The organism is Stenotrophomonas sp. STEN147 (assembly GCF_056757995.1).
Map to the genome: position 1 here is coordinate 59,505 of NZ_JBRRCG010000009.1, position 24,328 is coordinate 83,832.

23 protein-coding genes are annotated in these 24,328 nt (G+C 67.9%); 15 read left to right on the forward strand and 8 right to left on the reverse strand.

Annotated elements, in window-relative coordinates:
- The first annotated feature begins 60 nt into the window (after window positions 1-60).
- Together kduD and ACVOKU_RS10820 are read left to right on the forward strand one after the other, a co-directional pair.
- Complete coding sequence (gene kduD, locus ACVOKU_RS10815) at window positions 61-816, forward strand: 2-dehydro-3-deoxy-D-gluconate 5-dehydrogenase KduD (protein ID WP_346480065.1); 756 nt, start codon at window positions 61-63, stop codon at window positions 814-816.
- A gap of 93 nt (window positions 817-909) precedes the next feature.
- Complete coding sequence (locus ACVOKU_RS10820; RefSeq protein ID WP_481559905.1) at window positions 910-2,010, forward strand: GDSL-type esterase/lipase family protein; 1,101 nt, start codon at window positions 910-912, stop codon at window positions 2,008-2,010.
- Between the two features lie 47 nt (window positions 2,011-2,057).
- Here ACVOKU_RS10820 and phhA read toward each other — a convergent pair whose 3' ends face one another.
- The gene (gene phhA / locus ACVOKU_RS10825; RefSeq protein ID WP_053516024.1) at window positions 2,058-2,951 is read right to left on the reverse strand and encodes a phenylalanine 4-monooxygenase; all 894 of its coding nucleotides are present in this window, start codon (window positions 2,949-2,951) and stop codon (window positions 2,058-2,060) included.
- Window positions 2,952-3,076: 125 nt separating this feature from the next.
- On the opposite strand from phhA, the gene ACVOKU_RS10830 reads away from it, so the two are divergent.
- Window positions 3,077-3,562: an Lrp/AsnC family transcriptional regulator gene (locus ACVOKU_RS10830; protein WP_481559906.1), complete on the forward strand. Its 486-nt coding sequence runs from the start codon at window positions 3,077-3,079 to the stop codon at window positions 3,560-3,562.
- Window positions 3,563-3,586: 24 nt separating this feature from the next.
- Here the strand turns inward: ACVOKU_RS10830 and ACVOKU_RS10835 are convergent, their stop codons facing one another.
- A complete protein-coding gene (locus ACVOKU_RS10835; RefSeq protein WP_065174096.1) occupies window positions 3,587-4,579 on the reverse strand; it encodes a patatin-like phospholipase family protein in 993 nt (330 codons plus the stop codon).
- A gap of 182 nt (window positions 4,580-4,761) precedes the next feature.
- A complete protein-coding gene (locus ACVOKU_RS10840) occupies window positions 4,762-5,784 on the reverse strand; it encodes a TIGR00266 family protein (RefSeq protein WP_481559907.1) in 1,023 nt (340 codons plus the stop codon).
- Window positions 5,785-5,943: 159 nt separating this feature from the next.
- Between ACVOKU_RS10840 and ACVOKU_RS10845 the strand changes: the two genes are divergently transcribed.
- Window positions 5,944-8,211 (forward strand): TonB-dependent receptor, encoded by a 2,268-nt coding sequence (locus ACVOKU_RS10845; RefSeq protein WP_478053620.1) that lies wholly within the window; start codon window positions 5,944-5,946, stop codon window positions 8,209-8,211.
- Window positions 8,212-8,317: 106 nt separating this feature from the next.
- Here ACVOKU_RS10845 and ACVOKU_RS10850 read toward each other — a convergent pair whose 3' ends face one another.
- Window positions 8,318-9,157 carry an acid phosphatase gene (locus ACVOKU_RS10850; protein WP_481559908.1) on the reverse strand — a complete coding sequence of 280 codons (840 nt, stop codon included), beginning with the start codon at window positions 9,155-9,157 and terminating at the stop codon, window positions 8,318-8,320.
- A 259-nt stretch (window positions 9,158-9,416) separates the two neighbouring features.
- On the opposite strand from ACVOKU_RS10850, the gene ACVOKU_RS10855 reads away from it, so the two are divergent.
- Both ACVOKU_RS10855 and ACVOKU_RS10860 read left to right on the forward strand, forming a co-directional pair.
- Window positions 9,417-10,295 (forward strand): hypothetical protein, encoded by an 879-nt coding sequence (locus ACVOKU_RS10855; RefSeq protein ID WP_481559909.1) that lies wholly within the window; start codon window positions 9,417-9,419, stop codon window positions 10,293-10,295.
- An 11-nt stretch (window positions 10,296-10,306) separates the two neighbouring features.
- Window positions 10,307-11,512, forward strand: a complete 1,206-nt coding sequence (locus ACVOKU_RS10860; protein ID WP_481559910.1) for a DUF4785 domain-containing protein — start codon at window positions 10,307-10,309, stop codon at window positions 11,510-11,512.
- Between the two features lie 88 nt (window positions 11,513-11,600).
- Here ACVOKU_RS10860 and ACVOKU_RS10865 read toward each other — a convergent pair whose 3' ends face one another.
- Window positions 11,601-12,359 (reverse strand): ABC transporter ATP-binding protein, encoded by a 759-nt coding sequence (locus tag ACVOKU_RS10865; protein WP_481559945.1) that lies wholly within the window; start codon window positions 12,357-12,359, stop codon window positions 11,601-11,603.
- A gap of 214 nt (window positions 12,360-12,573) precedes the next feature.
- On the opposite strand from ACVOKU_RS10865, the gene ACVOKU_RS10870 reads away from it, so the two are divergent.
- From ACVOKU_RS10870 to ACVOKU_RS10885, 4 genes are all read left to right on the forward strand, one after another.
- Window positions 12,574-13,776, forward strand: coding sequence for a DesA family fatty acid desaturase (locus ACVOKU_RS10870; RefSeq protein WP_053516042.1), 1,203 nt, complete (start codon window positions 12,574-12,576; stop codon window positions 13,774-13,776).
- Complete coding sequence (locus ACVOKU_RS10875; protein WP_065182118.1) at window positions 13,773-14,102, forward strand: EF-hand domain-containing protein; 330 nt, start codon at window positions 13,773-13,775, stop codon at window positions 14,100-14,102. Before ACVOKU_RS10870 ends, ACVOKU_RS10875 begins: the two co-directional genes overlap by 4 nt.
- Window positions 14,103-14,121: 19 nt before the next feature.
- Window positions 14,122-14,934, forward strand: a complete 813-nt coding sequence (mutM, locus tag ACVOKU_RS10880; RefSeq protein WP_481559911.1) for a bifunctional DNA-formamidopyrimidine glycosylase/DNA-(apurinic or apyrimidinic site) lyase — start codon at window positions 14,122-14,124, stop codon at window positions 14,932-14,934.
- A 105-nt stretch (window positions 14,935-15,039) separates the two neighbouring features.
- Complete coding sequence (locus ACVOKU_RS10885; RefSeq protein ID WP_053516049.1) at window positions 15,040-16,644, forward strand: OpgD/OpgG family glucan biosynthesis protein; 1,605 nt, start codon at window positions 15,040-15,042, stop codon at window positions 16,642-16,644.
- 37 nt (window positions 16,645-16,681) lie between these two features.
- On the opposite strand, the gene ACVOKU_RS10890 is transcribed toward ACVOKU_RS10885, so the two are convergent.
- Window positions 16,682-17,392 carry an SEL1-like repeat protein gene (locus ACVOKU_RS10890; RefSeq protein ID WP_128987650.1) on the reverse strand — a complete coding sequence of 237 codons (711 nt, stop codon included), beginning with the start codon at window positions 17,390-17,392 and terminating at the stop codon, window positions 16,682-16,684.
- 103 nt (window positions 17,393-17,495) lie between these two features.
- Window positions 17,496-18,116, reverse strand: coding sequence for a thymidine kinase (locus tag ACVOKU_RS10895; RefSeq protein ID WP_053516051.1), 621 nt, complete (start codon window positions 18,114-18,116; stop codon window positions 17,496-17,498).
- A gap of 102 nt (window positions 18,117-18,218) precedes the next feature.
- On the opposite strand from ACVOKU_RS10895, the gene ACVOKU_RS10900 reads away from it, so the two are divergent.
- A complete protein-coding gene (locus ACVOKU_RS10900) occupies window positions 18,219-20,195 on the forward strand; it encodes a UvrD-helicase domain-containing protein (RefSeq protein WP_053516100.1) in 1,977 nt (658 codons plus the stop codon).
- Window positions 20,196-20,281: 86 nt separating this feature from the next.
- Window positions 20,282-20,809 carry a GNAT family N-acetyltransferase gene (locus tag ACVOKU_RS10905; protein ID WP_481559912.1) on the forward strand — a complete coding sequence of 176 codons (528 nt, stop codon included), beginning with the start codon at window positions 20,282-20,284 and terminating at the stop codon, window positions 20,807-20,809.
- 48 nt (window positions 20,810-20,857) lie between these two features.
- Here ACVOKU_RS10905 and ACVOKU_RS10910 read toward each other — a convergent pair whose 3' ends face one another.
- A complete protein-coding gene (locus ACVOKU_RS10910) occupies window positions 20,858-21,508 on the reverse strand; it encodes a YceH family protein (protein WP_053516057.1) in 651 nt (216 codons plus the stop codon).
- Window positions 21,509-21,607: 99 nt separating this feature from the next.
- Between ACVOKU_RS10910 and ACVOKU_RS10915 the strand changes: the two genes are divergently transcribed.
- The 3 genes from ACVOKU_RS10915 (at window position 21,608) to ACVOKU_RS10925 (ending at window position 24,273) form a co-directional block, all read left to right on the forward strand.
- Window positions 21,608-22,525, forward strand: coding sequence for a 5'-nucleotidase, lipoprotein e(P4) family (locus tag ACVOKU_RS10915; RefSeq protein ID WP_481559913.1), 918 nt, complete (start codon window positions 21,608-21,610; stop codon window positions 22,523-22,525).
- Window positions 22,522-23,247 (forward strand): orotidine-5'-phosphate decarboxylase, encoded by a 726-nt coding sequence (gene pyrF, locus ACVOKU_RS10920; protein WP_481559914.1) that lies wholly within the window; start codon window positions 22,522-22,524, stop codon window positions 23,245-23,247. The genes ACVOKU_RS10915 and pyrF overlap by 4 nt, the downstream gene beginning before the upstream one ends.
- Before the next feature lie 219 nt (window positions 23,248-23,466).
- Window positions 23,467-24,273 (forward strand): serine protease, encoded by an 807-nt coding sequence (locus ACVOKU_RS10925; RefSeq protein ID WP_481559915.1) that lies wholly within the window; start codon window positions 23,467-23,469, stop codon window positions 24,271-24,273.
- Window positions 24,274-24,328: the final 55 nt, after the last annotated feature.

Genomic DNA, 24,328 nt, shown 5'->3' on the forward strand with positions numbered 1-24,328 from the left:
ATGCGTGCCGGTGGCCGTTCGCCTGCATCACGTACACCTCTACCAAGGAACGCACACGCAATGGCCAATCCCTTCAGCCTGGAAGGCAAAGTCGCTCTGGTAACCGGTGGTAATACCGGTCTGGGCCAAGGTATCGCGGTTGCGCTGGCCACCGCCGGCGCCGATGTCGCCGTGGCCGGCATCGCGCCGCCCACCGAAACCATCGAGAAGATCACCGCGCTCGGCCGACGCTGCCTGGCGGTGGAAGCCAACCTGATCAGCATCGAGCCGGTCGAGCGCGTGGTGCGCGAAACCATCGAGGGACTGGGTGGCCTGGATATCCTGGTCAACAATGCCGGCCTGATCCGCCGCGCCGACGCGGTGGAGTTCAGCGAACAGGACTGGGATGACGTGATGAACGTCAACCTCAAGTCGGCGTTCTTCATCTCGCAGGCGGCGGGCCGTCATTTCATCGCCCAGGGCAGCGGCAAGATCATCAACATCGCCTCGATGCTGTCGTTCCAGGGCGGCATCCGGGTGCCGTCGTACACCGCCAGCAAGAGCGGCATCGCCGGCATCACCCGCCTGCTGGCCAACGAATGGGCCGGCAAGGGCGTCAACATCAACGCGATCGCGCCGGGCTACATGGCCACGGACAACACGGCCGCACTGCGTGCCGATGCCGACCGCAACAAGGCGATCCTGGATCGCATTCCGGCCGGCCGTTGGGGCACGCCGGAGGACCTGGCCGGCGCGGCGGTGTTCCTGGCATCCAGCGCATCGGATTACATCAACGGCGCCGTGCTGCCGGTCGATGGCGGCTGGTTGGCGCGCTGAGGCACACCGGTCTGTAGAGCCGAGCCCATGCTCGGCTGTCGCGCTCTGATCGAAAAACAGCCGAGCATGGCTCGGCTCTACAGGAGTGCTGCGATGCGAAGGCTGTTGCTGCTGTTGCTGCTCTCATGCACCACCGCGCAGGCGGCGCCGGTGCGGGTGTTCATCGCCGGTGACTCCACCGCGGCCGAGTACGGTCCCGAGCGCGCGCCACAGGCGGGCTGGGGCCAGGCCCTGCAGAGCTACCTCGATCCGGCGCGGTTCGAAGTACGCAACCACGCCCGGGGAGGTCGCAGCACGCGCAGCTTCATCGATGAAGGCCGCCTGGATGCGATCGCCACCGAGCTGCGCCGTGGCGATGTGCTGCTGATCCAGTTCGGCCATAACGACGCCAAGTTCGAGGATTCCGCGCGCTACACCGATCCGGACAGCGACTACCCGCGCCTGCTGATGCGTTACGTGCAGGTGGCGCGCGACAAGGGCGCCACGCCGGTGCTGGTCACGCCGGTGGCGCGGCTGTTGTATGACTTCGGTTCGCTGCTGGATACGCATGCGCGTTACACACAGGCGATGCAGCAGCTGGCCGCGCGCGAACACGTTGCCCTGATCGAACTCAACGACCGCAGCACGCGCTGGATACGCGCGCTGGGCGAACGGGGCGCACGCCCCTACTTCCTGTTCGTGCCCGAGCAGGGCAAGGCCGACGGCACCCACTTCAGCGTGGCCGGCGCCAACGCCGTCGCCTGCCTGGTGCTGCGCGAGTGGATGGTGCTGCAGCCGGGGCTGGAAGATGCACTCGTGCGCGACATCGACTGTGACGTGGGCGCGGCGGCGGGGCAGGGCGGGCAACCGGCGCAACCCTCGCGCGTGGTCCATGAGCATGACATCGCCATCCGCCAGCCTGGCCCGCATGGCGGCGCGGGACCGACCACGGCCTATCCGTTCTTCGCCGGAGAGAAGGACCTGCCGTTCGTGCTGCGCAAGCGCGTGCTGCACAAGGGTGCAGGCATCGGCCTGCATCCGCAGCACAAGGACGAGATCTACTACATCGTCAGCGGGAAGGGCAGCTACGTGCTGGACGGAACGCAGTACGACGTCAGCGCAGGCGATGCCCTGCTGACGCGCAAAGGCAGCTCGCATGCACTGCAGCAGGTGGGTGACGAGGATCTGGTGCTGCTGCTGGCATACCCGCGCTGACCCGTGGAGCCGGGCGTGGAGCCGGCCTTACGGAGGCCCCTGCCGCATCACACGTCGCCGCCGTCGGCCCAGCCTTCGCCGGTTCCCTTCTGGAACACACGGTCGTCGGCCTGCACGTCACCGGCCGGCAGGTGCTGCTGCTCGGCCAGCGACGCATAGATCGGGGTGAAGTCCGGCGACGTCGCCTGCATCAGCTGCTCGAAGCTGTCGATGACGAAGTAGGTCTTCTGGAAGGTATCGATGCGGTAGCGCGTGCGCATGATGCGCTGCAGGTCGAAGCCGATGCGGTTGGGCGCGGCCGATTCCAGCGAGTACAGCGATTCGCCCTTTGACGAGACGATACCGGCGCCGTAGATGCGCAGGCCATCCGGGGTATCGATGAGGCCGAACTCCACCGTGTACCAGTACAGGCGCGTGAGGTTCTGCAGCGCCTCCGGACCGATGGCGTGGGCTTTGACACCGCCACGGCCGTAGGCCTCCATGTAATCGGCAAACACCGGATTCATCAGCAGCGGCACATGGCCGAACAGATCGTGGAACAGGTCCGGCTCGGCGATGTAGTCGATCTGGTCGGGGCGACGGATCCACCACGTGACCGGGAAGCGGCGGTTGGCCAGGTGGTCGAAGAAGTCCAGCTCCGGCAGCAGTCCCTCCACGCCCACCAGCGTCCAGCCGGTGGCCGCGCCGAGCACTTCGTTCAGCTGGTCGAAGCGCGGAATCATGTGCGCGCTCATGCCCATCTCGTCCTGTGCGTCCAGGAACTCCCGGCACGCACGGCCAACCAGCAGCTCGCGCTGGCGCTGGTACAGCGTGCTCCACGTCGCGTGGTCATCGGCGCTGTAGGTGTCCCACGGCTGCTCGACGAGCGCGGTGGTGTAGACCGGCACGTAGCCCTTGTCGGTCTGCTGGTGTTCGACGCGGCGGGGCTGGGCGGGATCCATGGGACGCTCCTTGAAGGGATGTCCACGATGCTAGGGCAGGGCGGGCGCAACAGGGTTGCAAAAGTTGCGCGGAATGACCTTGCTGGCGCAATATCCTTGCGTACTCACCATGTTGCGGGGCAACAATGGCCGGAGAAGTCCAGTTCGATCGCACGGATATACGCCTGCTGGCCGAAATCCAGCGGGATGGTCGCGCCACCAATGCCGAGCTCGCGGCACGGGTGAACCTCTCCCCCTCCGCCTGTCTGCGCCGCCTGCAGCGGCTGGAGAGCGAGGGTGTGATCGTCGGCTATGGCGCGCGCCTGGAACCCCGGCAGCTGCGGCTGGGCCTGCAGGCGTTCGTGCGGGTGCAACTGGAAAAGCACGACCAGGCGGCCATCGCGCATTTCGTGGACAGCGTGCAGGGCTGGGATGAAGTGGTGGCCTGCCATGCGCTCACCGGCGACATGGATTACCTGCTGCACGTCTACGTGCGCGACCTCGAGCACTTCTCGCGCTTCCTGCTGGACCGCCTGCTCAATGCCGGTGGCGTGGCCGATGCCAATTCCAGCTTCGTGCTGCGCACGGTGAAGGGCTTCCGGGCGTTGCCACTGTCGCAGCTGGAACCCTGAGCACCGGTCAGCGCGGGCGAGGGCTCAGCACTTGTCCTTGCGCCCCATCAGCCTGCCCAGCCGCGAGGTCTCCTCGCACTTCGGCGCGGCTACCGGCGGCGGTGCCAGCGCGGCGGCGCGCGCCTTCTGCAGCTGCTGGATCTTCGCGCGGATCTGCGGCATCGCGGCCATCGCCGCCTTTTCTCCCTCCAGGATCGCGGTCCCGCGCTGGCTGAAATCAGCCGCACCGATATCCAGCACGCGCGGGCGGATCACGATGTCGGCGCGGGCCAGTTCCTGCTCGCCCAGGCGCTGGCCCATGATCGCGATCGACTGGTTGACGATGCCGAGCATGTCAGTCGGTGCCTTGCCACTGGCCTTGCTGGAGATGTCCACGGCGATCACGAAGTCGGCACCGAGCTGGCGCGCGGCATCGACCGGCACCGGGCTCACCACGCCGCCGTCGACGTAGTTGCGTCCGCCGATCTTCACCGGCTCGAACACGCCGGGGATGCTGCTGGACGCTCGGACGGCCTGGCCCACGTTGCCGCGCACGAAGATCGCGCGTTCGCCGGTTTCGAGCTGGGTGGCGACGGCGGCGAACGGCTTCTTCAGGCGCTCTGCCGGACGGTTGGCGACCTGCTCGTTGACGTAGTCCTGCAGCTTCTGGCCCTGCACCAGCCCGCCGGAGAACAGGCGCACGTCGCGGATGCTGGCTTCATCCAGCGCGACGGCCCGGCTCTGCATCTGGAACGCATCCATGCCGCTTGCATACAACGCGCCGACCACGCTGCCGGCGCTGGTGCCGGACACCACCACCGGCTCGAAGCCGTTGGCCTCGAGCATCTTGATCACGCCGATGTGGGCAAAGCCCTTGGCCGCGCCGCCGCCCAGCGCGATGCCGATCTTCACCGGCTTGGCCTGCGGCACCACGGTCGGCGCCGGCGGCGGCGCCGGACGCACCGGATCGCCACCGCAACCGGCCAGCAGGCCAAGCAGGGCAACGGACAGCAGCACGCGGGGACGGAACAGGCTCATCGGCAATGCGCTCGCGGCGCCGGATTCAGGGAGGGGCGCCAGCATACCGAAGCCACGGCGGGCCGGGCAGGGCAGGACGACGCCCTATTCATGGACCGCCATGGGTAGCGCGGGGCATGGCCTGGCGGGCAGTTCAGGGCCGCTGCGCTCGCCGGGCATGGCCCGGCGCTACCCGTGGACGATCAGAACCGGTTGTCGCCGTCGAGGATGCGGCCGATGCCGCCCAGCACCGAGCCTTCGCCGCGGTTCTGCCCACCGCCCTGCGGCGCGGCCATCCACATCCGGCCGGCCAGGCGCGAGAACGGCAGCGATTGCAGCCAGACCTTGCCCGGTCCGGTCAGGGTTGCCAGGAACACGCCCTCGCCACCGAACACCATGCTCTTGATGCCACTGACCCGGCGCACGTCCATGTCCACCGTCGGGTGGTAGGCGACCACGCAGCCGGTATCGACGTCCAGGCGCTCGCCGGCGGCCAGCTCGCGCTCGACCACACAGCCTCCGGCGTGGATGAACACCCAGCCATCGCCTTCCAGCTTCTGCATGATGAAGCCTTCGCCGCCGAACAGGCCGGTCATGATCTTGCGCTGGAACTGCACGCCGATCTGCACGCCGCGCGCCCCGGCCAGGAAGCTGTCCTTCTGGCAGACCAGGCGGCCGCCGTGCTGGTCCAGCTTCATGGCCAGCACGGTGCCGGGGTAGGGCGCGGCGAACGCGACCTTGGCCTTGCCCTGCCCGGTATGCGTATAGAGCGTGGCGAACAGGCTCTCGCCGGTCAGCACGCGTTTGCCGGCCGACATCAGCTTGTCCATGATGCCGCCGCCCTGGCCGCTGTGCGTGCCGTCGCCGAACACCGTATCCATCTGCACCGAGGCGTCCTTGAACATCAGCGCGCCGGCTTCGGCGATGGCGCTCTCGCCGGGATCCAGCTCGATCTCCACGAACTGCATCTCATGGCCGACGATGCGGAAGTCGATGTCGTCGGCCCGGCCCCGCGCAGGCCCGCCCGGCACGGGTGGCGGCGTGTTGGGCATGCCCGGGGCGGGCGCCTGCAGCTCGGGCACCTCGGCGATGGCGGTCCAGCCGCTCATGCCCTGGCACCAGGCCAGCGCGCGGGGGTTGGCCTGCGCGTAGCGGCGCGCGGCTTCGTCATCAAGCGGCCCGATGCGGTCGGTCTGGGCGGAGGAATGGAAGTACCACTGGGTCATGGCGGTGCGCCGGTCGGGGTGGGAAAGCCCGAGTCTAGCGACCCTCCCCGGTGGCCCGCGACCGCGCCATGAACAGCGGCCATTTGCGGCGCAGGTGCTGTATTGCAACAATTATCTGGTAGCGCCGTTTTACCACCCCTCCAAACACAGCCTACCGCCATGTCCCCGACCCGCACTTCCCGCGGCCGTATTCCGGTCGCGCGCCCCCTCGTTGCCGCTCTCTCCGCCCTGCTGCCGCTGGTTGCAGCCGCCCAGGAAACCCCCGCCGCCAAGGATCCGGTCGCGCTCGATACCCTGCAGGTGACGGCCCAGCGCCGCGTCGAGAATGCCAAGGACGTGCCGGTCGCGATCACCGCGATCCAGGGCGAGAAGCTCGATGTGCTCGGCTCGGCCGGCGACGACATCCGCTTCCTGGCCGCGCGCGTACCCAGCCTCAACATCGAATCGTCCTATGGCCGTGCCTTCCCGCGCTTCTACATGCGCGGCCTCGGCAACACCGACTTCGACCTCAATGCCTCGCAGCCGGTCTCGCTGGTGTACGACGACGTGGTGCAGGAAAGCCCGCTGCTGAAGGGCTTCCCGTTGTTCGACCTGGCCAACGTGGAAGTGCTGCGTGGGCCGCAGGGCACTCTGTTCGGCCGCAACACGCCGGCCGGCGTGGTCAAGTTCGATTCGGCGCGTCCGTCCCAGGATGCCGATGGCTACGTCCGCGTCGGCTACGGCAGCTACAACAGCTGGAACGTGCAGGGCGCCTACGGCGGCCCGCTGACCGACCGCTGGTCGGCACGCGTTTCGGCGATCTACCAGCGCCGCGACGACTGGGTCGACAACACCCGCGTCGGCGCGCCCAACAGTGGTTTTGAAGGCTATGACGAGGCCGCCGGCCGCGTGCAGTTCCTGTACGAGGGCGACGATTTCGAGGCCCTGTTCAACCTGCACAAGCGCAAGCTCAACGGCACCGCCCGCCTGTTCCGCGCCAACATCATCCAGAAGGGCAGCAACGCGCTGGTCGAGAACTTCGACCGCGACAAGGTGGCCAACGATGGCGTGAACTTCTCCGACCTGGAAACCTGGGGCGGCAGCGCGCGCCTGCAGTGGAACCTCGGCTCGGTGACCCTGCACTCCATCACCGGCTACGAGACTGCCGAATCGCTCAACCGCGGCGATATCGACGGTGGCTACGGTGCTTCGTTCCTCGGCGCCGGCAATTATGGCCCGGGCTTCATTCCGTTCCCGTCCGAATCGGCCGATGGCCTGCCGCACCACCGCCAGTGGACCCAGGAATTCCGCGTGGAATCCAATGAGTGGGGCCGCTTCGACTGGCAGGCCGGTGTCTTCTACTTCGATGAAGACGTCACCATCGACAGCTTCAACTACGACTCGCTGACGCCGGGCAATCCGCAGACCGGCCATGCCGTGCAGAGCCAGCGCAACAAGGCGTGGGCGGTGTTCGCATCGGGCGACTTCGATGTCACCGACCGCTTCAAGCTGCGCGCCGGCGTGCGCTACACGCAGGACAAGAAGGACTTCACCGCGCGCGTGCTGCAGGCCGTGCCCGGCGGCACCCCGGTGAGCGGGCCGTACCTGGCCAACACCGACGTCGATGACGTCAGTTGGGATGTCAGCGGTGTGTACAAGCTGACCGACAACGTCAATGCGTATGCGCGCGTGGCCAAGGGCTTCCGCGCGCCGTCGATCCAGGGCCGTCTGGCCTTCGGTGGCGTGTCGCAGGCCGATTCCGAGAAGGTGATCTCGTACGAAGCCGGCATCAAGGCCGACCTGTTCGATCGCCGCGCCCGCCTGGGCTTCAGCGTGTTCCGCTACGACGTCGACGGCCAGCAGCTGATCGCGGTCGGCGGCAGCAACAATACCGCCACCCTGCTCAACGCCGACAAGACCATCGGCCAGGGTGTGGAGCTGGACCTGGAAGCCTACCTGGCCGACAACGTCCTGCTGACCCTGGGCAGCAGCTACAACGACACCGAGATCAAGGACGGAAACCTGGCCGTGGCGATCTGCGGCGGTGGCTGCACCATCACCGATCCGACCACGGTGATCAACGGCGGCACCTACGCCCTGGTCAACGGCAATCCGCTGCCGCAGGCGCCGAAGTGGATCCACAACATGACCCTGCGCGTGGGCTTCCCGCTCACCGATGGCAGCGAGCTGTACGCCTACACCGACTGGGCCTACCGCAGCCCGGTGAACTTCTTCATCTACGAGTCGCCGGAGTTCCGCAGCCGCAGTTCGCTGGAAGGCGGCCTGCGCCTGGGCTACAACTGGGAGTACGGCCAGTACGACGTGGCGGTGTTCGGCCGCAACCTCACCAACCAGACCCGCGTGGTCGGTGCGATCGACTTCAACAACCTGACCGGCTTCCTCAACGAGCCGCGGACCTGGGGCGTGGAGTTCACCGCGAAGTTCTGATGCGGTCGCTGTACCGAGGCAATGCAGAAGGGCCGGCGCAATGCCGGCCCTTCTGCGTTCGGTGTCCGCCGGGCATGGCCCGGCGCCACCTGTGCGCCGCGAGCGCTTACAGCGCGCTCTGCGGGCGTACCTTCAACACTGCCTCTTCGGCGGTGCAGTTGCGGCTGGAGTGCAGGCCGGCCTTGCGCGCGGCGGCGATCTCGCTGCGTGCCGCCAGCAGGTCGCGCTGGAACGCGGCATTGTCATGCAACCTGGTAACGGCGGCAGCCCCCATGAAACGGCCTTCGAGGATGTCGCTCTGCCAGTGCACGTTGCACACCAGGCGGCTCTCGCCATAGTTGCGGCCACGGGCCTGGATGGCATCGGCACGATCCGGCGCGATCTCCGACAGGATCAGGGCCCATGCCCAGCCGATCGAGGTGTGGCCGGACGGATAGGACCCGTTGCTGCGCAGGCCCGCTTCATCATCCGGCGTGCAGGTCGGCTCGCCATTGACCATGAACGGGCGCGGGCGCTGGTAGTGGTTCTTGGCGACCTTGGTGGCAGCGCTGGCGTCGATCCGGCTGCGCTCCAGCAGGCGGTACAGCGCGGGCGTCTTCACCGCGTCCACATCGATGTCGACCGCGCAGGAAAACTGGTTGGCACCTTCCGGAAAGCCCAGTTCGGCATCCAGTGTGGCCTGGGCGAAGCGTGGGCTGCCGCGCAGTGCACGCGCTTCGCGGCTGACCTGTTCATCCAGGGCGAAGCCCGCCGAGCCCGCGGCGGGTGGCGCCGGAACCAGGGCCAGGCTGGCCGGTACGGCGCGCGCGTCCAGATAGCCTACGGCCTTGGTGGTGACGTTGGCTTCGACGGCGGTCGGCCGGGCAGCAGACGCGGCACAGCCAGCCAGCGCCAGCACGATGGCCAGGCCAAGCAGGGGACGGGCAGGGCGGAAGATCACAGACATGGTCAGGCTCAGCAGAGGAAACACCACGCCATGATCGCAGCCCGCAGCCGGCGTCGCAGTGGCCGTCGGTCATACGGCCAGACCCTGCATGGTCATCAAAACGGGGCAAAAGCGTCATCGCGCTCCGCCATTCTCCCGAATCCGGGCGCAGCGCACGGACTTTCACGCGCCGGGGCATCGAGCATCGGCGCAACGATGGCATGCGTGCCATTCCATTCCAGCCGGGTCGGGGGGATCCGCTGACAGAGGGAGAGAAGCGATGCGCAGCACCGCAACAGGAAGTACCGTCCTGGTCCTGCTCGCCAGCCTGGCCGTCGCGCCGGCCACCGCCGCCGATGTGGTCGGCGTGGCCTTCGTGCACGGCACCGGCGCGCAGACCAACGCCACCCAGGACTACTGGCAACCGGCGATCATCGACACCGTCCGCCAGGGGCTGCCGAACAGCAGCAACTATGTGGTCATCAACTGCGACTTCACGCAGTACATGTGGAAGCCGGAAGCCGCCGGCTGCCTGGCCGACCAGCTCACCGGATTCATCAACAGCCGCGGCATCACCCAGCTGGTGGTCATCACCCATTCCAACGGCGGCAACGTGATGCGCTGGATCCTCTCCAACCCGACCTACGACAGCCGCTACCCGAACATCATCCGCACGGTGCGCAAGGTCAACGCGCTGGCACCCTCATCGGCGGGTACGCCGCTGGCCGATGCCGTGCTCAACGGCAACACCTTCGAAACCTCCCTGGGCTGGCTGCTCGGTTACAAGAACGATGCCGTGCGTATGCAGCAGGTCGCCAGCATGGCCACCTACAACGCGCAGAACCTGTACGGCACGGCCGGTCGGCCGGCACTGCCCAAGCCGTTCCGCGCGGTGGTCGGCAGCGATGTCGAATCGGCCGTGTGGGACAGCAACAGCTACTGCGGCGGCTACGCGGCCAACGTCGGCCTGGAGTTCACCCAGAACTGGCTGTCCTCGTGCTCGGACGGTTTCCTGGAGTGCAGCAGCCAGAAGGCGGCGGGCAGCACCTGGTTCACCGACACGGCACGTACCCAGGGCGCCGAGCCGTTGAGCCACAACCAGAGCCGCCGCGAGTGCTTCGGCCTGGGCGCCATCCTGCGCAACGACCTGGCCCAGTGAGGACGACGACGATGACGATGATCTCCCTTCCGCTGACCACCGCCGTGCTGGCAGCCCTGGTCACAGCCTCCGTCACGGTGCACGCTGCGCAGCCGCTGCGCGCCCTCCCCGGCGACCAGGTGGTGGCCGCGCTGGTGGCCGCACCGCTGCCGCCTGACGACAGCGAACACGCGCCCCTGGCGTTTGCCTGGGCACTGGACCCGGCGCAGGCCCTGCAGGCCTCCACGCCGTACGCCTCGGTCAGTCGCAGCTACTGGCAGCAGGTCGATGGCGCGCAGCTGCAACGTGGCCTGGAACTGCCGCTGACCGCCCCCGATGCGGTGATCCAGCTGAGCCCGGCGGCCGGTGCGCGCGCGGTTCCGGCGCAGTCACTGCAGGTCCGGGATCCGGCCGGCCGCAGCAGCGTCGCCCGCGCCGTCGACGCGCGCCAGCTGCAGGACGCCGGCATGCCCGTGGGCGAAGGCAGCAGCATGCTGCGCACCGGCACGGGCAGTGCTGCGGGAAATTACCGCCTGCAGAGCGCGCAGGCGCAGGGCCGCTACGTCGTACAGGTGCTTGAACCCAACAGCCCGTTGCGGCTGGAGGTGCAGGCCAGCCAGGCGCAGGTCCTGGCCGGCGGCAGCGTACAGCTGCAGGCACGCCTGCTTGAAGACGGCGCCAGTCCCGCCCAGCTGCAGGCGCGTCGCGGGGGACTGGGCGGCGAAGCCTTGCTGGTCGCACCCGATGGCCGCAGCTGGCCGCAGCGGTTGCTGCGTACGACCGACGGCAGCCTGCACGCGCAGGTACGGATTCCCGCCGAGGCCAGCAACACGCAGGGGCTGTGGGAACTGCAGGTGTTCGCCCAGGCCGATGGCGTACTGCGCGACGGCAAGGTCGCCTTCGCCGTAGCCCGGCCGACCGCCCGCTTCGTCGGGCAGGCCACACCGGACCAGGCCAGCCGGCGCGTGGCGCTGCCGTTGCAGGTCGCCGCCGCCGGGCGCTACGAAGCGCGCGGCACCCTGCACGCCACGGGCCCGGATGGCCAACTGCGTCCGGTCGCGCAGGCGCACGCCGCCGCATGGTTCGACGGTCCCGGTCGCGGCCAACTGGTGCTGCCGTTCGACCAGGCAGCGCTGCCGGCCGGCTTCGGTGCCCCCTTCGAACTGCGCGAGCTGCAGTTGCATGACCAGAGCCGGATGGCACCGATCGAGTCACGCGCAGTGGCGTTACGGTTCTGAGGCATGACGTGGCGGGCCGGAATGCCGGCCCGCTACCCTGCGCCGCCTGCAGCGCCTGATCGACGCCGGCACTGCGCAGGCGTACTGCTCACCCCGCGTACGCCGTCAGCCGGCCATCCTGTTCAACCACCCGGATCGGCCCGCCGAACACCGCCGACAGAGGCTCGTCACACAGCAGCTTGGCCCGACTGCCGTCGGCCAGCACGCGGCCGTCGCGCAGCAGCACCACCCGCTCGATCTCGGGAATGACCTCTTCAATGTGATGGGTCACCAGCACCAGGGTGATGCCCTGCTGCGCCAGTGCCCGCATGGTCGCGATCAGCTGCTGGCGGGCGACCAGATCCAGGCCGGTGGAGGGTTCGTCCAGCAGCAGCGCCTGCGGCCGGTTCACCAGCGCGCGCGCGATCAGCACCCGGCGCGTCTCGCCGGCAGAGAGCTCTGCATAGGCGCGCTCGCGCAGGGCCAGCGCACCGGTCATCGCCAGTGTCTCGCCGGCGCGGGCACGCATCTCGGCGGTCACCTCACGGAAAGCCGGCACCACGCAGCTGGCGAAGAAACCGGACAGCACGGCCTGCTCGACGGTCAGCCCCGGCATCTCGGACAGCGTGCTGCTGAGGTCACCGGTGACGATGCCCAGCTGCGAGCGCAGCCGGTCCACCTGCCAGCGGTTCTGGCCCAGCACCTTCACCGCGACCGCGCCGTCGCCCTGCGCCAGCGGGTAGAGCTCGCGGGTGATCAGCTTGATGAAGGTCGATTTGCCGCAGCCATTCGGGCCGAGCAGGGCGGTGTGCTGGCCCTGCGCGATGCGCAGGCTCAGCCCGTGCAGGACCTTCACCTGGCCGCGCATCACGCTGGCGCGGTCCAGTTCGATCAACGGCGGCCGCTCCCCGGCGGACGGGACGGCGACAATGGCGCGGGCGCGCGGATCCAGGCTCGACAACTCAGGTCCCCAACTGTGAACGGTGCCACGGAAGCGGTGCTGGCACACCGCGGTCAGAGGTGCAGTTTGCAACGCAAGCGGCCATGATGTCTGCCATCCCCGTGCGATCCGGAGAGCCTCCATGTCCGATGCCCTGATATCCCTGTTGACCGGTGGCGTGCTCGGCCTGGGAGGGTGGGCCATGCTGGCGGTGCTGCTGGTCTTCACCCAGATCACCATCTTCTCGGTGACGCTCTACCTGCATCGCAGCCAGGCCCATCGCGGCGTCGATTTCCATCCGGCACTGGCCCACGTGTTCCGCTTCTGGCTGTGGCTGACCACCTCGATGATCACCCGCGAGTGGGTGGCCATCCATCGCAAGCACCACGCCAAGGTGGAGACCGAGGACGACCCGCACAGCCCGGTCACGCGCGGCATCGGCACGGTGTTCTGGCGGGGAGTGGAGCTGTATCGGGAAGCACGCGGCATGCGCGCGGATATCGAGCAGTATGGACGCGGCACGCCCGACGATGCCATCGAGCGCCACCTGTATACCCCGCATGCGACCCTCGGCCCGGTGCTGCTGCTGGCCATCAACAGCGTACTGTTCGGCCTGCCGGGCGTAGCACTGTGGGCGATCCAGATGGCGTGGATTCCGTTCTGGGCGGCCGGCGTGGTCAATGGCCTGGGGCACTGGTGGGGTTACCGCAACTACGAATCGGCCGACACCTCCACCAACCTGACACCGTGGGGCGTCTGGATCGGTGGCGAGGAACTGCACAACAACCACCATGCCTTCCCCAGTTCGGCACGCTTTGCCATGCGGCGCTGGGAAGTCGACATCGGCTGGTGCGCGATCCGCCTGCTGCAGGCCCTGCGCCTGGCCAGGGTGCTGCGCGTCGCACCGGCGATGGATGTGCGCCCGAACATCGCCGTGCCCGACGCCGAAACCCTGAAGGCACTGCTGTCGCATCGCTTCCAGGCGATGACCGATTACCAGCGCAACGTCTTCATGCCGGCCCTGCGCGAGGAAGCCGCCCAGGCGGGCGCCAAGCTGCGCCGGCTGCTGCCGCGGCGGCTGCGCCGCGGCCTGGTCAACGATGGGCGCTGGCTGAAGCCGGACAACCGTGCCCAGCTCAGCGAATGGGTGGCGCAACGCCCGCGCATCCGTGTGCTGGTCGAGTACCGCGCGCGGCTGGCTGCGCTGCTGGAGGCGCGCGGGCACGATGCCGCCGAGCGCCTGCGACACCTGCAGGCGTGGTGCCGCGAGGCCGAGGGGAGCGGAATCGCGGCGCTGCAGGCCTATGCCGAACGGCTGAAGGGCTACACGCTGGTGGGCGCATGAGGGCAGGGGCGCTGCTGCTGGCCGCGCTCCTGCCGGCCGCCGCCCCGGCCCAGGTCAGCGACACCCGCAGCTATCTGCAGAAGATGGACAGCGACGGCGACGGCCGGGTCAGCGAGACCGAGTACGTGCAGTGGATGCTGTATGCCTTCGACCGCATGGACCGCAATGGCGATGGCGTGCTGACTGCCGATGAACTGCCCGGTGGCAAGGGCAGGGCGATCACCCGCGAGCAGCAGCGGCAGGTCATCGTGCAGCGCTTCCACAAGCAGGATGCCAACGGTGACGGGTTTCTCGACGCCCGTGAGCTGTCCGCGCCCCCGCGTTGAGCGGGCGTAGAATCGGGGCATGCCTGAACTGCCCGAAGTCGAAACCACCCGCCGCGGCCTGGCCCCGCATCTGCAGGACCGCCGCGTCCACGGCGTGATCCTGCGCCGCGCCGACCTGCGCTGGCCGATTCCGCCGGAGATTGCGCAGCTGCTGCCGGGACAGCGCATCGAAGGCATCCGCCGGCGCGCGAAGTACCTGCTGCTGGACACGGCCATCGGCAGCGCCGTACTGCATCTGGGCATGTCCGGCAGCCTGCGTGTACTGCCGGGAGATACCCCGCTGCGGGCACATGACCACGTGGATATCAGCCTGGACAACGGGCGCCTGCTGCGCTTCAACGATCCGCGCCGCTTCGGCAGCCTGCTCTGGCAACCGGCCGACCAGGTCCATCCGCTGCTGCAGGGCCTGGGGCCAGAACCGCTGGACGAGACCTTCCATGGTGATTACCTGTTCGCCCGCAGCCGCGGACGCAGCGCCCCGGTCAAGACCTTCCTCATGGACCAGGCGGTGGTCGTGGGCGTCGGTAACATCTATGCCGCCGAGAGTCTGTTCAAGGCCGGCATCAGCCCGCTGCGCGAGGCCGGCAAGGTCTCACGCGAGCGCTACCAGCGGCTGGCCACCGCGGTGAAGGAAACGCTGGGCTACGCGATCACCCGCGGTGGCACCACGCTGCGTGATTTCATCAGCCCCGATGGCGCACCGGGCTACTTCGAGCAGGAACTGCTGGTCTATGGCCGCGACGGGCTGCCCTGCCCGACCTGCGGACGCCCGCTCAAGCACGCCATGATCGGCCAGCGTGCCAGCGTGTGGTGCAGCCACTGCCAGCGCTGAGGCGGTCCAGCCAGCGGCAGCTGAATGGGAGGTTGCGCTCTCCGCTGCCCGTTAACGTTTGTCTGCCTATGATGGCCGACCCTTCCCTGTGCCTGACGCGCCTGCATGCAACGACGCGACTTCATCCGCAACGCCTCCCTGGCCCTGGCAGCCTTCGGCCTGCCGTCCCTGCCCGCCTGTGCCGCCAGCAGGAACGGCCAGGTCGGCCTGCGCCGCCTCGGCCAGCCGCAGCCGTTCAGCTTCGCCACCCTGAAGGGGCAGGCACGCGCACTGGCACAGGCCCCCTACCAGAGCCACAAGCGGGTGCTGCCGGGCCGGCTTGAAGCGCTGGACTGGGACCAGTACCAGTCCATCAGCTATCGCCAGGACCACGCGCTGTGGGCCGATCAGCCCGGCAAGTTCCAGGCCAAGTTCTTCCACCTGGGCCTGTACTTCCATTCGCCGGTGCGCATGTTCGACGTGGTCGACGGCCAGGCGCAGGAACTGGCCTATGACGGCGCAGCGTTCAACTACGGCAAGAGCGGGATCCGCAACGGCGAACTGCCGGCGGACCTGGGCTTCGCCGGGTTCCGCCTGAACACCCGCAAGGATACCGACCGCGATTTCGCGGCGTTCCTTGGCGCCAGCTATTTCCGCGCGGTCGGTAAGGAAGGCCAGTACGGGCAGTCCGCGCGCGGCCTGGCGATCGATACCGGCATGGGCAGGCCGGAGGAGTTTCCCGACTTCATCGCCTATTACCTCGAACAGCCTGCCGCCGATTCGGACACCATCATCGTCTATGCGTTGCTGGACTCGCCCAGCGTAGCCGGCGCCTACCGCTTCGCCATCACCAACGGCGATGTGCTGCTGATGGACATCGACAGTGCACTCTACCCACGCAAGGCGATCGAGCGCCTGGGCATCGCGCCGTGCACCAGCATGTACCAGGTGGGCGAGAACGACCGCCGCATGGACTGGGACTGGCGCCCGGAGATCCACGATACCGATGGCCTGTCGATGTGGACCGGGGCCGGTGAGTGGATCTGGCGGCCGCTGTGCAATCCGCGCAACCTGCGCTTCAACATGTTCGTCGACCGCAATCCGCGTGGCTTCGGTCTTCTGCAGCGCGACCGCAACTTCGATCACTACCAGGACGACGGCGTCTTCTATGAGAAGCGCCCCTGCCTGTGGATCGAGCCGAAGGGCGAATGGGGCGAGGGCTCGGTGCAGCTGGTGGAGATCCCCACGGTCGATGAGACCTTCGACAACATCGTCGCCTTCTGGAATCCGAAGGAGAAGCCGCAGCCGGGCCAGGAGCTGCTGGTCGGCTACCGCCTGTACTGGGGCGCCGAGCCGCCGGCACGGCCACCGCTGGCGCATTGCGTGGCCAGCCGCACGGGGCTGGGCGGTGTGGTCGGCAAGAAGCGCGAGTACTTCTCGTGGCGCTTCGCCGTGGACTTCGAAGGCGGCGAACTGGCCAAGCTGATCGACAAGGCCGAGGTCGAGGCGGTGGTGGAAACCAGCCGGGGCCGTGTCGAGATCGTATCGGCGCGTCCGCTGCGCGAGATCGACGGTTACCGCGCGATGTTCGACCTGGTGCCGCCGGAGGGCAGCACCGAACAGATCGACATCCGCCTGTACCTGCGCAGCGGTGGCAAGCCGCTGACCGAAACCTGGCTGTACCAGTACACGCCGCCGCCGGCCGGTGCACCGGAGCGGACGCTGTACTGAGGCAGATCGATGCCGGCCAGGTGCCGGCACCGATAACTCACGGCTTGGCGTCGGTGGCGTGTGACTGCGTCGGCACGCCCACTTCCACCGTGCCACGGCGGATCTTCATCCAGGTTTCGTCCTGCCAGCGTTCGTACTGCTTGGGATCCCAGTACTTGGGATCGTACATGCGGTCAGCCTTGATCGTGCGGGAGATGCCGCCGTCCATGTACACGATGTCTACATTGTTGGACATCGAGCCGACACGGCTGCCGGTCATCTCGCGCCGTCCCTTCCTCAGCACTTCCGCCATGCGCGGGCGGGCAACCTCGTCGCCATACTCGGCCCGCAGCGCGTTGGCCTGCGCACGCGCGGCCTCATGCTGCTCCAGTGGCAGCGCGGCCCAGTACTCGTTGCGCAGGTCCACGAACAGGGGGTAGCCGCGCTCGGCCGCCACATCCATCCAGGCAAATGCCATGAGCGGATCGCGCGGCTGGTTCACTCCATACCAGTACAGTTCGCCCAGGTATCCCTGCGCAGGCTTGTCCGCGTAGCGTGCGGCCAGCCGGAAATTATCCATCGCGCCTTTGACATCATTGCGGTGCAGAGCGTTTACGCCCCACTGCCGGTACATCATGTCCGGATGGTTGTCCATGAAGCCTGCGCCCAGCAGCGTGGGATCCTGCTCCACCGGAGGACGATCGGCGGCGAAGGCGGGCAGCCCCAGCGGCAGCAGAAGCAGCGGCAACAGCAGAAGCGTGGAACGCATGGCGGACTTCCTGTTCGGCAGCAGACGTGGCCGCAGCCTAGGACCACTGGCCTGCAGCTGTAAACTGCCGGAGGTCACGCGTGCAGCGGCATGAGCCGGCGGATCACAGCGGCAGGGGCGCCTGCATCGGCTCGATGCGGCCTTCACCGCGGGTGATCTTCTTGAACTCGGCCCGGCTCACCGACACATAGCGGTCGTTGCCGCCGATCTCCACCTGCGGGCCGTCCTGCACGGCATGCCCATGCTCATCCACGCGGACGGTCATGATCGCCTTCTTGCCGCTGTGGCAGATGGTCTTGATCTCCTGCATCTCGTCGGCCCATGCCAGCAGGTACTGGCTGCCTTCGAACAGTTCACCGCGGAAATCGGTGCGCAACCCGTAGCACAGCACCGGGATGCGCAGCTGGTCGACCACTTCGCTGAGCTGCCAGACCTGCGCGCGGGTCAGGAACTGTGCTTCGTCCACGAGCAGGCAGCCCATCGGCCCGTTCGATGCCAGGTCCTGTTCGGCCCAGCGCTGCAGGTCGGTGTCGCGGTCGAACGCCATGCCTTCGGCGCGCAGCCCGATGCGCGAGGCCACCACGCCTGCGCCCGCGCGATCATCCAGGCGCGGGGTCAGGATCGCCACCCGCATGCCACGCTCGCGGTAATTGTGCGCGCTCTGCAGCAGGGTGGTGGTCTTGCCGGCGTTCATCGCCGAGTAGTAGAAGTAGAGCTTGGCCATCGACGGATTGTACGCCGCAGCCCCGCTTGGCCGAAGCTGTTCAGCAACCCCACCGGCGGTCCGGCTGTGGTCCTCACCCGGCCCCGCTACAATCCCCTTCCCATGCACGGTCTCAATCCTCCCCAAGCCGCCGCCGTCCTGCACATCGAAGGCCCGTTGCTGGTGCTCGCCGGTGCCGGCAGCGGCAAGACGCGCGTGATCGTGGAGAAGATCGCCCACCTGATCGGCTGCGGCCGCTACCCGGCCCGCCGCATCGCCGCGATCACCTTCACCAACAAGTCGGCCAAGGAGATGCGCGAACGTGTGGCCAAGCGTCTGCGCGAGCAGGACGCCGACGAGGTGACCATCTGCACCTTCCACGCCCTGGGCCTGAAGTTCCTGCAGATCGAGCATGCGGCGGTGGGCCTGAAGCGCGGCTTCTCGATCTTCGATGCCGACGACGCCGCCGCGCAGATCAAGGACCTGATGCATGGCGCCAAGCCCGACGATATCGAGGACATGAAGAACCTGGTGTCGCGGGCGAAGAATGCCGGTCTCTCGCCCGAGCAGGCGATGGCTGCCGCGCGCAGCAACCGCGAGAAGGAAGCAGCCAGCGTCTACGAGCGCTACCAGCTGCGCCTGACCGCGTTCAACGCGGTCGACTTCGACGACCTGATCCGCCTGCCGGTGCAGATCCTGGAGGAGAACCCGGAGATCGCCCTGGCCTGGCGCGAACGCATCGGCTACCTGCTGGTGGACGAATGCCAGGACACCAACGACGCGCAGTACCGCCTGCTCAAGCAGCTGGCCGGGGACAAGGGCAACTTCACCTGCGTGGGTGACGATGACCAGTCCATCTACGCCTGGCGTGGCGCCAACCCCGAGAACCTGCAGCAGATGGGGCGCGACTACCCCACGCTGGAGATCATCAAGCTGGAGCAGAACTACCGCTGCTCCAACCGCGTGCTGCGCGCGGCCAATGCGTTGATCGCCAACAACCCGCACGAGCACCTGAAGAAGCTGTGGAGCGACCAGGCCGACGGTGAGCGCATCCGCGTATGGGAATGCCGCAACAGCGAGCACGAGGCAGAGAAGGTGGCCGCCGAGATCGCCTTCGTGGCGCAGTCGCGCAACGTGCCGTGGAGTGACTTCTGCATCCTGTTCCGCGGCAACTTCCAGTCGCGGCCGCTGGAGAAGGCGATGCAGCTGCTGCGTATTCCCTACCACCTGACCGGCGGCACCATGTTCCTGGAGCGCCAGGAAGTGAAGGACACGCTGGCCTGGCTGCGGCTGCTGGTGAACCCGGACGACGACACCGCATTCATGCGTGCCGTGCAGGCGCCCAAGCGTGACGTAGGTGCCGGAACGCTGGCCAGGCTGGCCGAACTGGCATCGGAAAAAGACATGCCGATGGCCCAGGCGGCCGAGGCGATCGGCGCGCTGTCGCAGCTGCCGCCTCGCGCTGCCAACAGCCTGGCGCGTTTCACCGACATCCTGCGCGACCTGCGCGCACAGATGCGGCAGGTCAGCTCCGGTGACATGATCCGCAAGGTCGCCAAGGAATCGGGCCTGCTCAGCGAGCTGCGCCAGCAGGCCAAGGAAGAGGCCAGCTACCAGCGCCGTGCCAACAACATCGAGGAACTGGCGCAGTGGTTTGAAGGCGGCCCGCGCGGTGCCACCGCCGCCGATCTGGCCGGCCAGCTGGCACTGTTGTCGCGCAGTGACAAGGATGAGGGAGGCAACCAGGTGCGCATGATGACCCTGCATGCCTCCAAGGGCCTGGAGTTCCCGTATGTCTTCATCGTCGGCTGCGAGGACGGCGTGCTGCCGCACCAGGTCAGCCTCGACGAAGGCAACCTGCAGGAGGAGCGGCGGCTGCTGTACGTGGGTATCACCCGCGCCAAGATCCAGCTGTGGATGAGCTACAGCAAGCTCACCCGCAAGTTCGGCGAGCATGTGCGGCTCAAGCCCAGCCGCTTCTTCGACGAGATCCCGGCCGAGGAGATCCAGCGCGACGGCGCCGATCCGGTGGCCGATGCCGCGCGCAAGAAGGAGCGGGCAACGGCGGGGCTGGCGGCGATCGAGGCCCTGTTCGACTGACCGGCGTCGGATCCCTTCCCGCAGGGAAGGGCTCTGACCCCAGCACATCGCCCTACAATCGGGCCTCTCCACCCACAGGTCTGCGCATGCATCCCATCGAAAGCGATCGCCTGCGGCTCCGCCGCATCGAGCCTGATCGTGATGCGGCGCCGATGCTGGCCCTCCTCAACGATCCTGGTTTCGTGCGCTTCATTGGTGACCGCAACGTGCACAGCGAAGCGCAGGCCCGCGAGTACATCGCCCTGCGCGTGCTGCACAGCTATGCGTTGAACGGGTTCGGCATGTATGCCATCGAGCGTCTGTCCGATGGCGCCTGGCTGGGCAATGCCGGGCTGGTCCGGCGCGACGGTCTGCCGGGACCGGACATCGGCTATGCACTGTTGTCGGAGTACACGGGGCACGGCTACGCAGGGGAAGCAGCGCGGGCGGTCTTCACCCACGCGCGCGGCGCCCTTGGCCTGCAGGACCTCTATGGCATCACCGACCTGGACAATGTGGTCTCCGGGAAGATCCTGCTGGGCCTGGGCATGTGCGAACAGGGGGTGATCCAACTGCCGGGCATCGCCACGCCCAGCCGTCTGTATGCCACGCCGGGAGCGGCGCCGGTCGGCTAGTCCGCCTATGCCGCATCGGCAGCGTCGGTCCAGGCCCGGCGGGCCGCCTCAGCCGCGCAGGTCCGCCAGCTGCGCCTGCAGTTCGGCCACTGCCGCTTCCAACTGGGCCACCCGTTCAGCCAGGCCCGGGTCGGCCGGCTCGCTGCCACCGGCACCGCCTGCGTACCGTGCCGCCAGTGCCGCCGCGTCCACCTCGCCGCACAGCAGGTGCATGTAGCGGTCCTCGCGCTGGCCGCTGGCGCGCGGCAGCACGATGAGCAGCGCCCGCTGCTGCAGGCGCTCGATGGCGTGGCGGGCTTCGTCGGTGTCGGCGAAGCGGTACAGGCGCTCGCTGCGCGTGACCAGCTCGCCCAGCGTCTGCGGCCCACGCAGCAGCAGCATTGCCAGCAGCACGGTCTGCTGCCGGGTCAGGTCCAGCGCGGCCTGCAGGCGATGCTCGTAGCGGTCTGCACGCGAGGAGAAGTGCTGGCGTGCCAGGCCCATCGACTCCAGCTGGCGCAGCGCGTGCTGCACACTGCCGGCGTCGACGTTCATCACCGGCTCGCGCGCGGTCTTCTGGTTGGCGGCCGACTGGGCGGCGTTGACCGTCAGCGGGTAGGTGTCCGGCGTGGTCGCCTCCTTCTCCACCAGGCAGCCCAGCAGGCGGGCCTGCACGGGGTCGAGCAGGGGACGGTCGGGGGTCTGGATGGCATCGGTCATGGCGGCCTCCGGGAAGGCATCGGGTCAACCGCCAAGCATAGCCGTCCCGATGGCGCCTTTGCCGGTAAAATGAGCCGATATCTGTTGCCGGTGAATGCCATGCGTCGTCCTGTTTCCCTGTCCCTCACCCTGCTCGCCACGGCGCTGCTGGGTCTGTCCGCCTGCAAGCGCGTCGAGACCCCGGCCAACGACGCGGCCGCTCCGGTGGCCCCGGCCGCCAAGGCCGAGGCGGCCGGCGACGCGACCGCCAACGACAACCTCAACGCGGTGCTGTGGATGCAGCGCGCGCAGGAGTACCGCGCGATCACCGAGCAGACCTACCGTGCCGCCGCCGACCGCCTGGACGGCGCGCTGAAGGAAGCCCACTGGGACGCGCTGGTGCCGGAAGAGCGCGGCAACGAGGCCAAGGGCCTGAAACCCGCGGTGGTGCTGGACGTGGACGAAACCGTGCTGGACAACTCGCCCTACCAGGCGCGCCTGGTGCGCGATGGCAAGGAATACGACGAGATGAGCTGGGACCAGTGGGTCGCGGAGAAGAAGGCCAAGGCGATTCCCGGCGTAGTCGATTTCGCCAAGGCGGCCAATGCCCGTGGCGTGACCCTTCTGTACATCTCCAACCGCGCCGTGCACCTGAAGGAAGCGACCCTGGCCAACCTGCGCGAGCAGGGCCTGCCGGTCGCCGATGACAGCGTGTTCCTGGGCCTGGGCACCGTGGTCGAAGGCTGCGAGCAGGCCGGCAGCGAGAAGAACTGCCGCCGGCGCCTGGCCGGGCAGAAGTACCGCGTGCTGATGCAGTTCGGCGACCAGCTGGGCGACTTCGTGGAAGTGACCGCCAACACCAATGAAGGGCGTGACGCACTGCTGCAGCAGTACCACGACTGGTTCGGCGAGCGCTGGTGGATGCTGCCGAACCCGACCTACGGCGGCTTCGAGCCGGCGCAGTTCAACAATGACTACAGCCAGTCGCGCCAGGCACGCCATGATGCCAAGCGCGCTGCCCTGGACTACGCGCCGTGAGCCGCGCACCGCTGCCGCTGCGCGACGATGAGCGCCTGATCTTCGCGCTGGATGTCCCTGACCGCGTACAGGCACTGGAGTGGGTCGACCGCCTCGGCGACAGTGTGGCCTTCTACAAGATCGGCATGGAACTGCTGGCGTCCGGTGACTACTTCCAGGTGCTGGATGAGCTGGCGCGCCGCGACAAGCGCGTGTTCGTCGATCTGAAGTTCTTCGACATCCCCGCTACCGCCGCGGCGGTGATCCGGCGGCTGTCGCAGTGGCCGGTCAGTTACGCCACCATCCACGGCTGGCATCCGGCAATGATGGAAGCCTGCGCCGCGGCCAGCACCGGCGACATGCGCCTGCTGGCGGTCACCGTGCTGACCTCGATGGGGCGTCCGGACCTGGCACAGATGGGGATCGACCGCGAGCCGGTGGACGTGGTGGTCGAGCGCGCGCTGGCCGCGCAGGCCGCCGGTATCGACGGCGTGATCGCATCAGGCCAGGAAGCCGCGCCGATCCGTGCCGCGACCGGTGCCGGCTTCTCGATCGTCTGCCCGGGCATCCGCCCCGGGGGTCCGGTCGGCGACGATCAGAAGCGTACCGTCGGCGTCGCCCAGGCGTTTGCCGATGGCGCCGACGCCATCGTGGTCGGTCGACCGATCCGCCTGGCGGCCGATCCGCAGGCAGCGGCGCGGTCGATCCAGCAGGAAATCGCGTCGGCTTTGGCTGCACGCTGAGTCCCGCACCAACAGCGATCACGGTGACATCATGAACGCCATCGCGCTGCACGCGGGATGGCGTTCGCAGTTGTGGCTCCCGTAATGACGCGACCGTCCCCACACCGATGAACTGTGAGCCCGCTCGCAGTGCGCGGGGGTGGTCGCCCTTCCAATCGATGCACCGGCGTGGACCGCGGCTTCGCCGGTTCCAATCATCGATAGAGGGAGTACAAGGATATGTATCGCAGCACCTCTTTGCTGTTCAGTGGCCTGCTGGCCGCTGCCATCTTTCCTGCCACCGCAGCAGCGCCGGCGACCGGGTCGCCCCACATCATCGGCGGCGCCCCGGCCGTGCCCGGCGAGTACCCGTTCATGGTCAGCCTGCAGGGCCTGGAACTGGGGGACAGTGACTTCGACCGCCACGTCTGCGGCGGCACGGTGATCTCGCCGTCCTGGATCCTGACCGCCGCGCACTGCGTACAGGGCAACTCGCCCGCGCGGCTGGCGGTGCTGGCCGGCAGCACCACGCTGGCCACCGCGCCATCGCCTCGAGCGTCCAACATCAGGGCGATCCACGTGCACCCGGCCTTCAACAGCGGCAACACCCTGGAGCACGACGTGGCCCTGATCCACCTCAGCGCGCCGCTGGCCGACGTGCAGCCGGTTGCCCTGCGCCTGCGTCCGGACGCCAGCTATCTCAAGCCGGGTCGTGATTTCACCGTGATCGGCTGGGGTGACACCGGCATCGATGACGACGTGATCTACCCGACCGAGCTGCCCTTCGTGCCCTTCACGCAATGCCAGCAGGCATACGCCGGCGAGCTGGCCCGCGGCAAGGTGATCTGTGCCGGTCGCGAGGGCATCGACAGCTGCCAGGGCGATTCGGGCGGGCCCCTGCTGTTGCGCCTGCGGGAGGGCTGGACCCAGTTCGGCATCGTCAGCTGGGGCGAAGGCTGTGCCCTGGCTGGCTACCCGGGGGTTTATGCCCGAATCGCCGAAAAACATGCCGTGGATTTCATCGAATCCGTGTGGCAACGCGATTGATTCAATAAAATCAATAAGTTGAATAACATTACATCATGTGTTGCCTTAAGTTGTG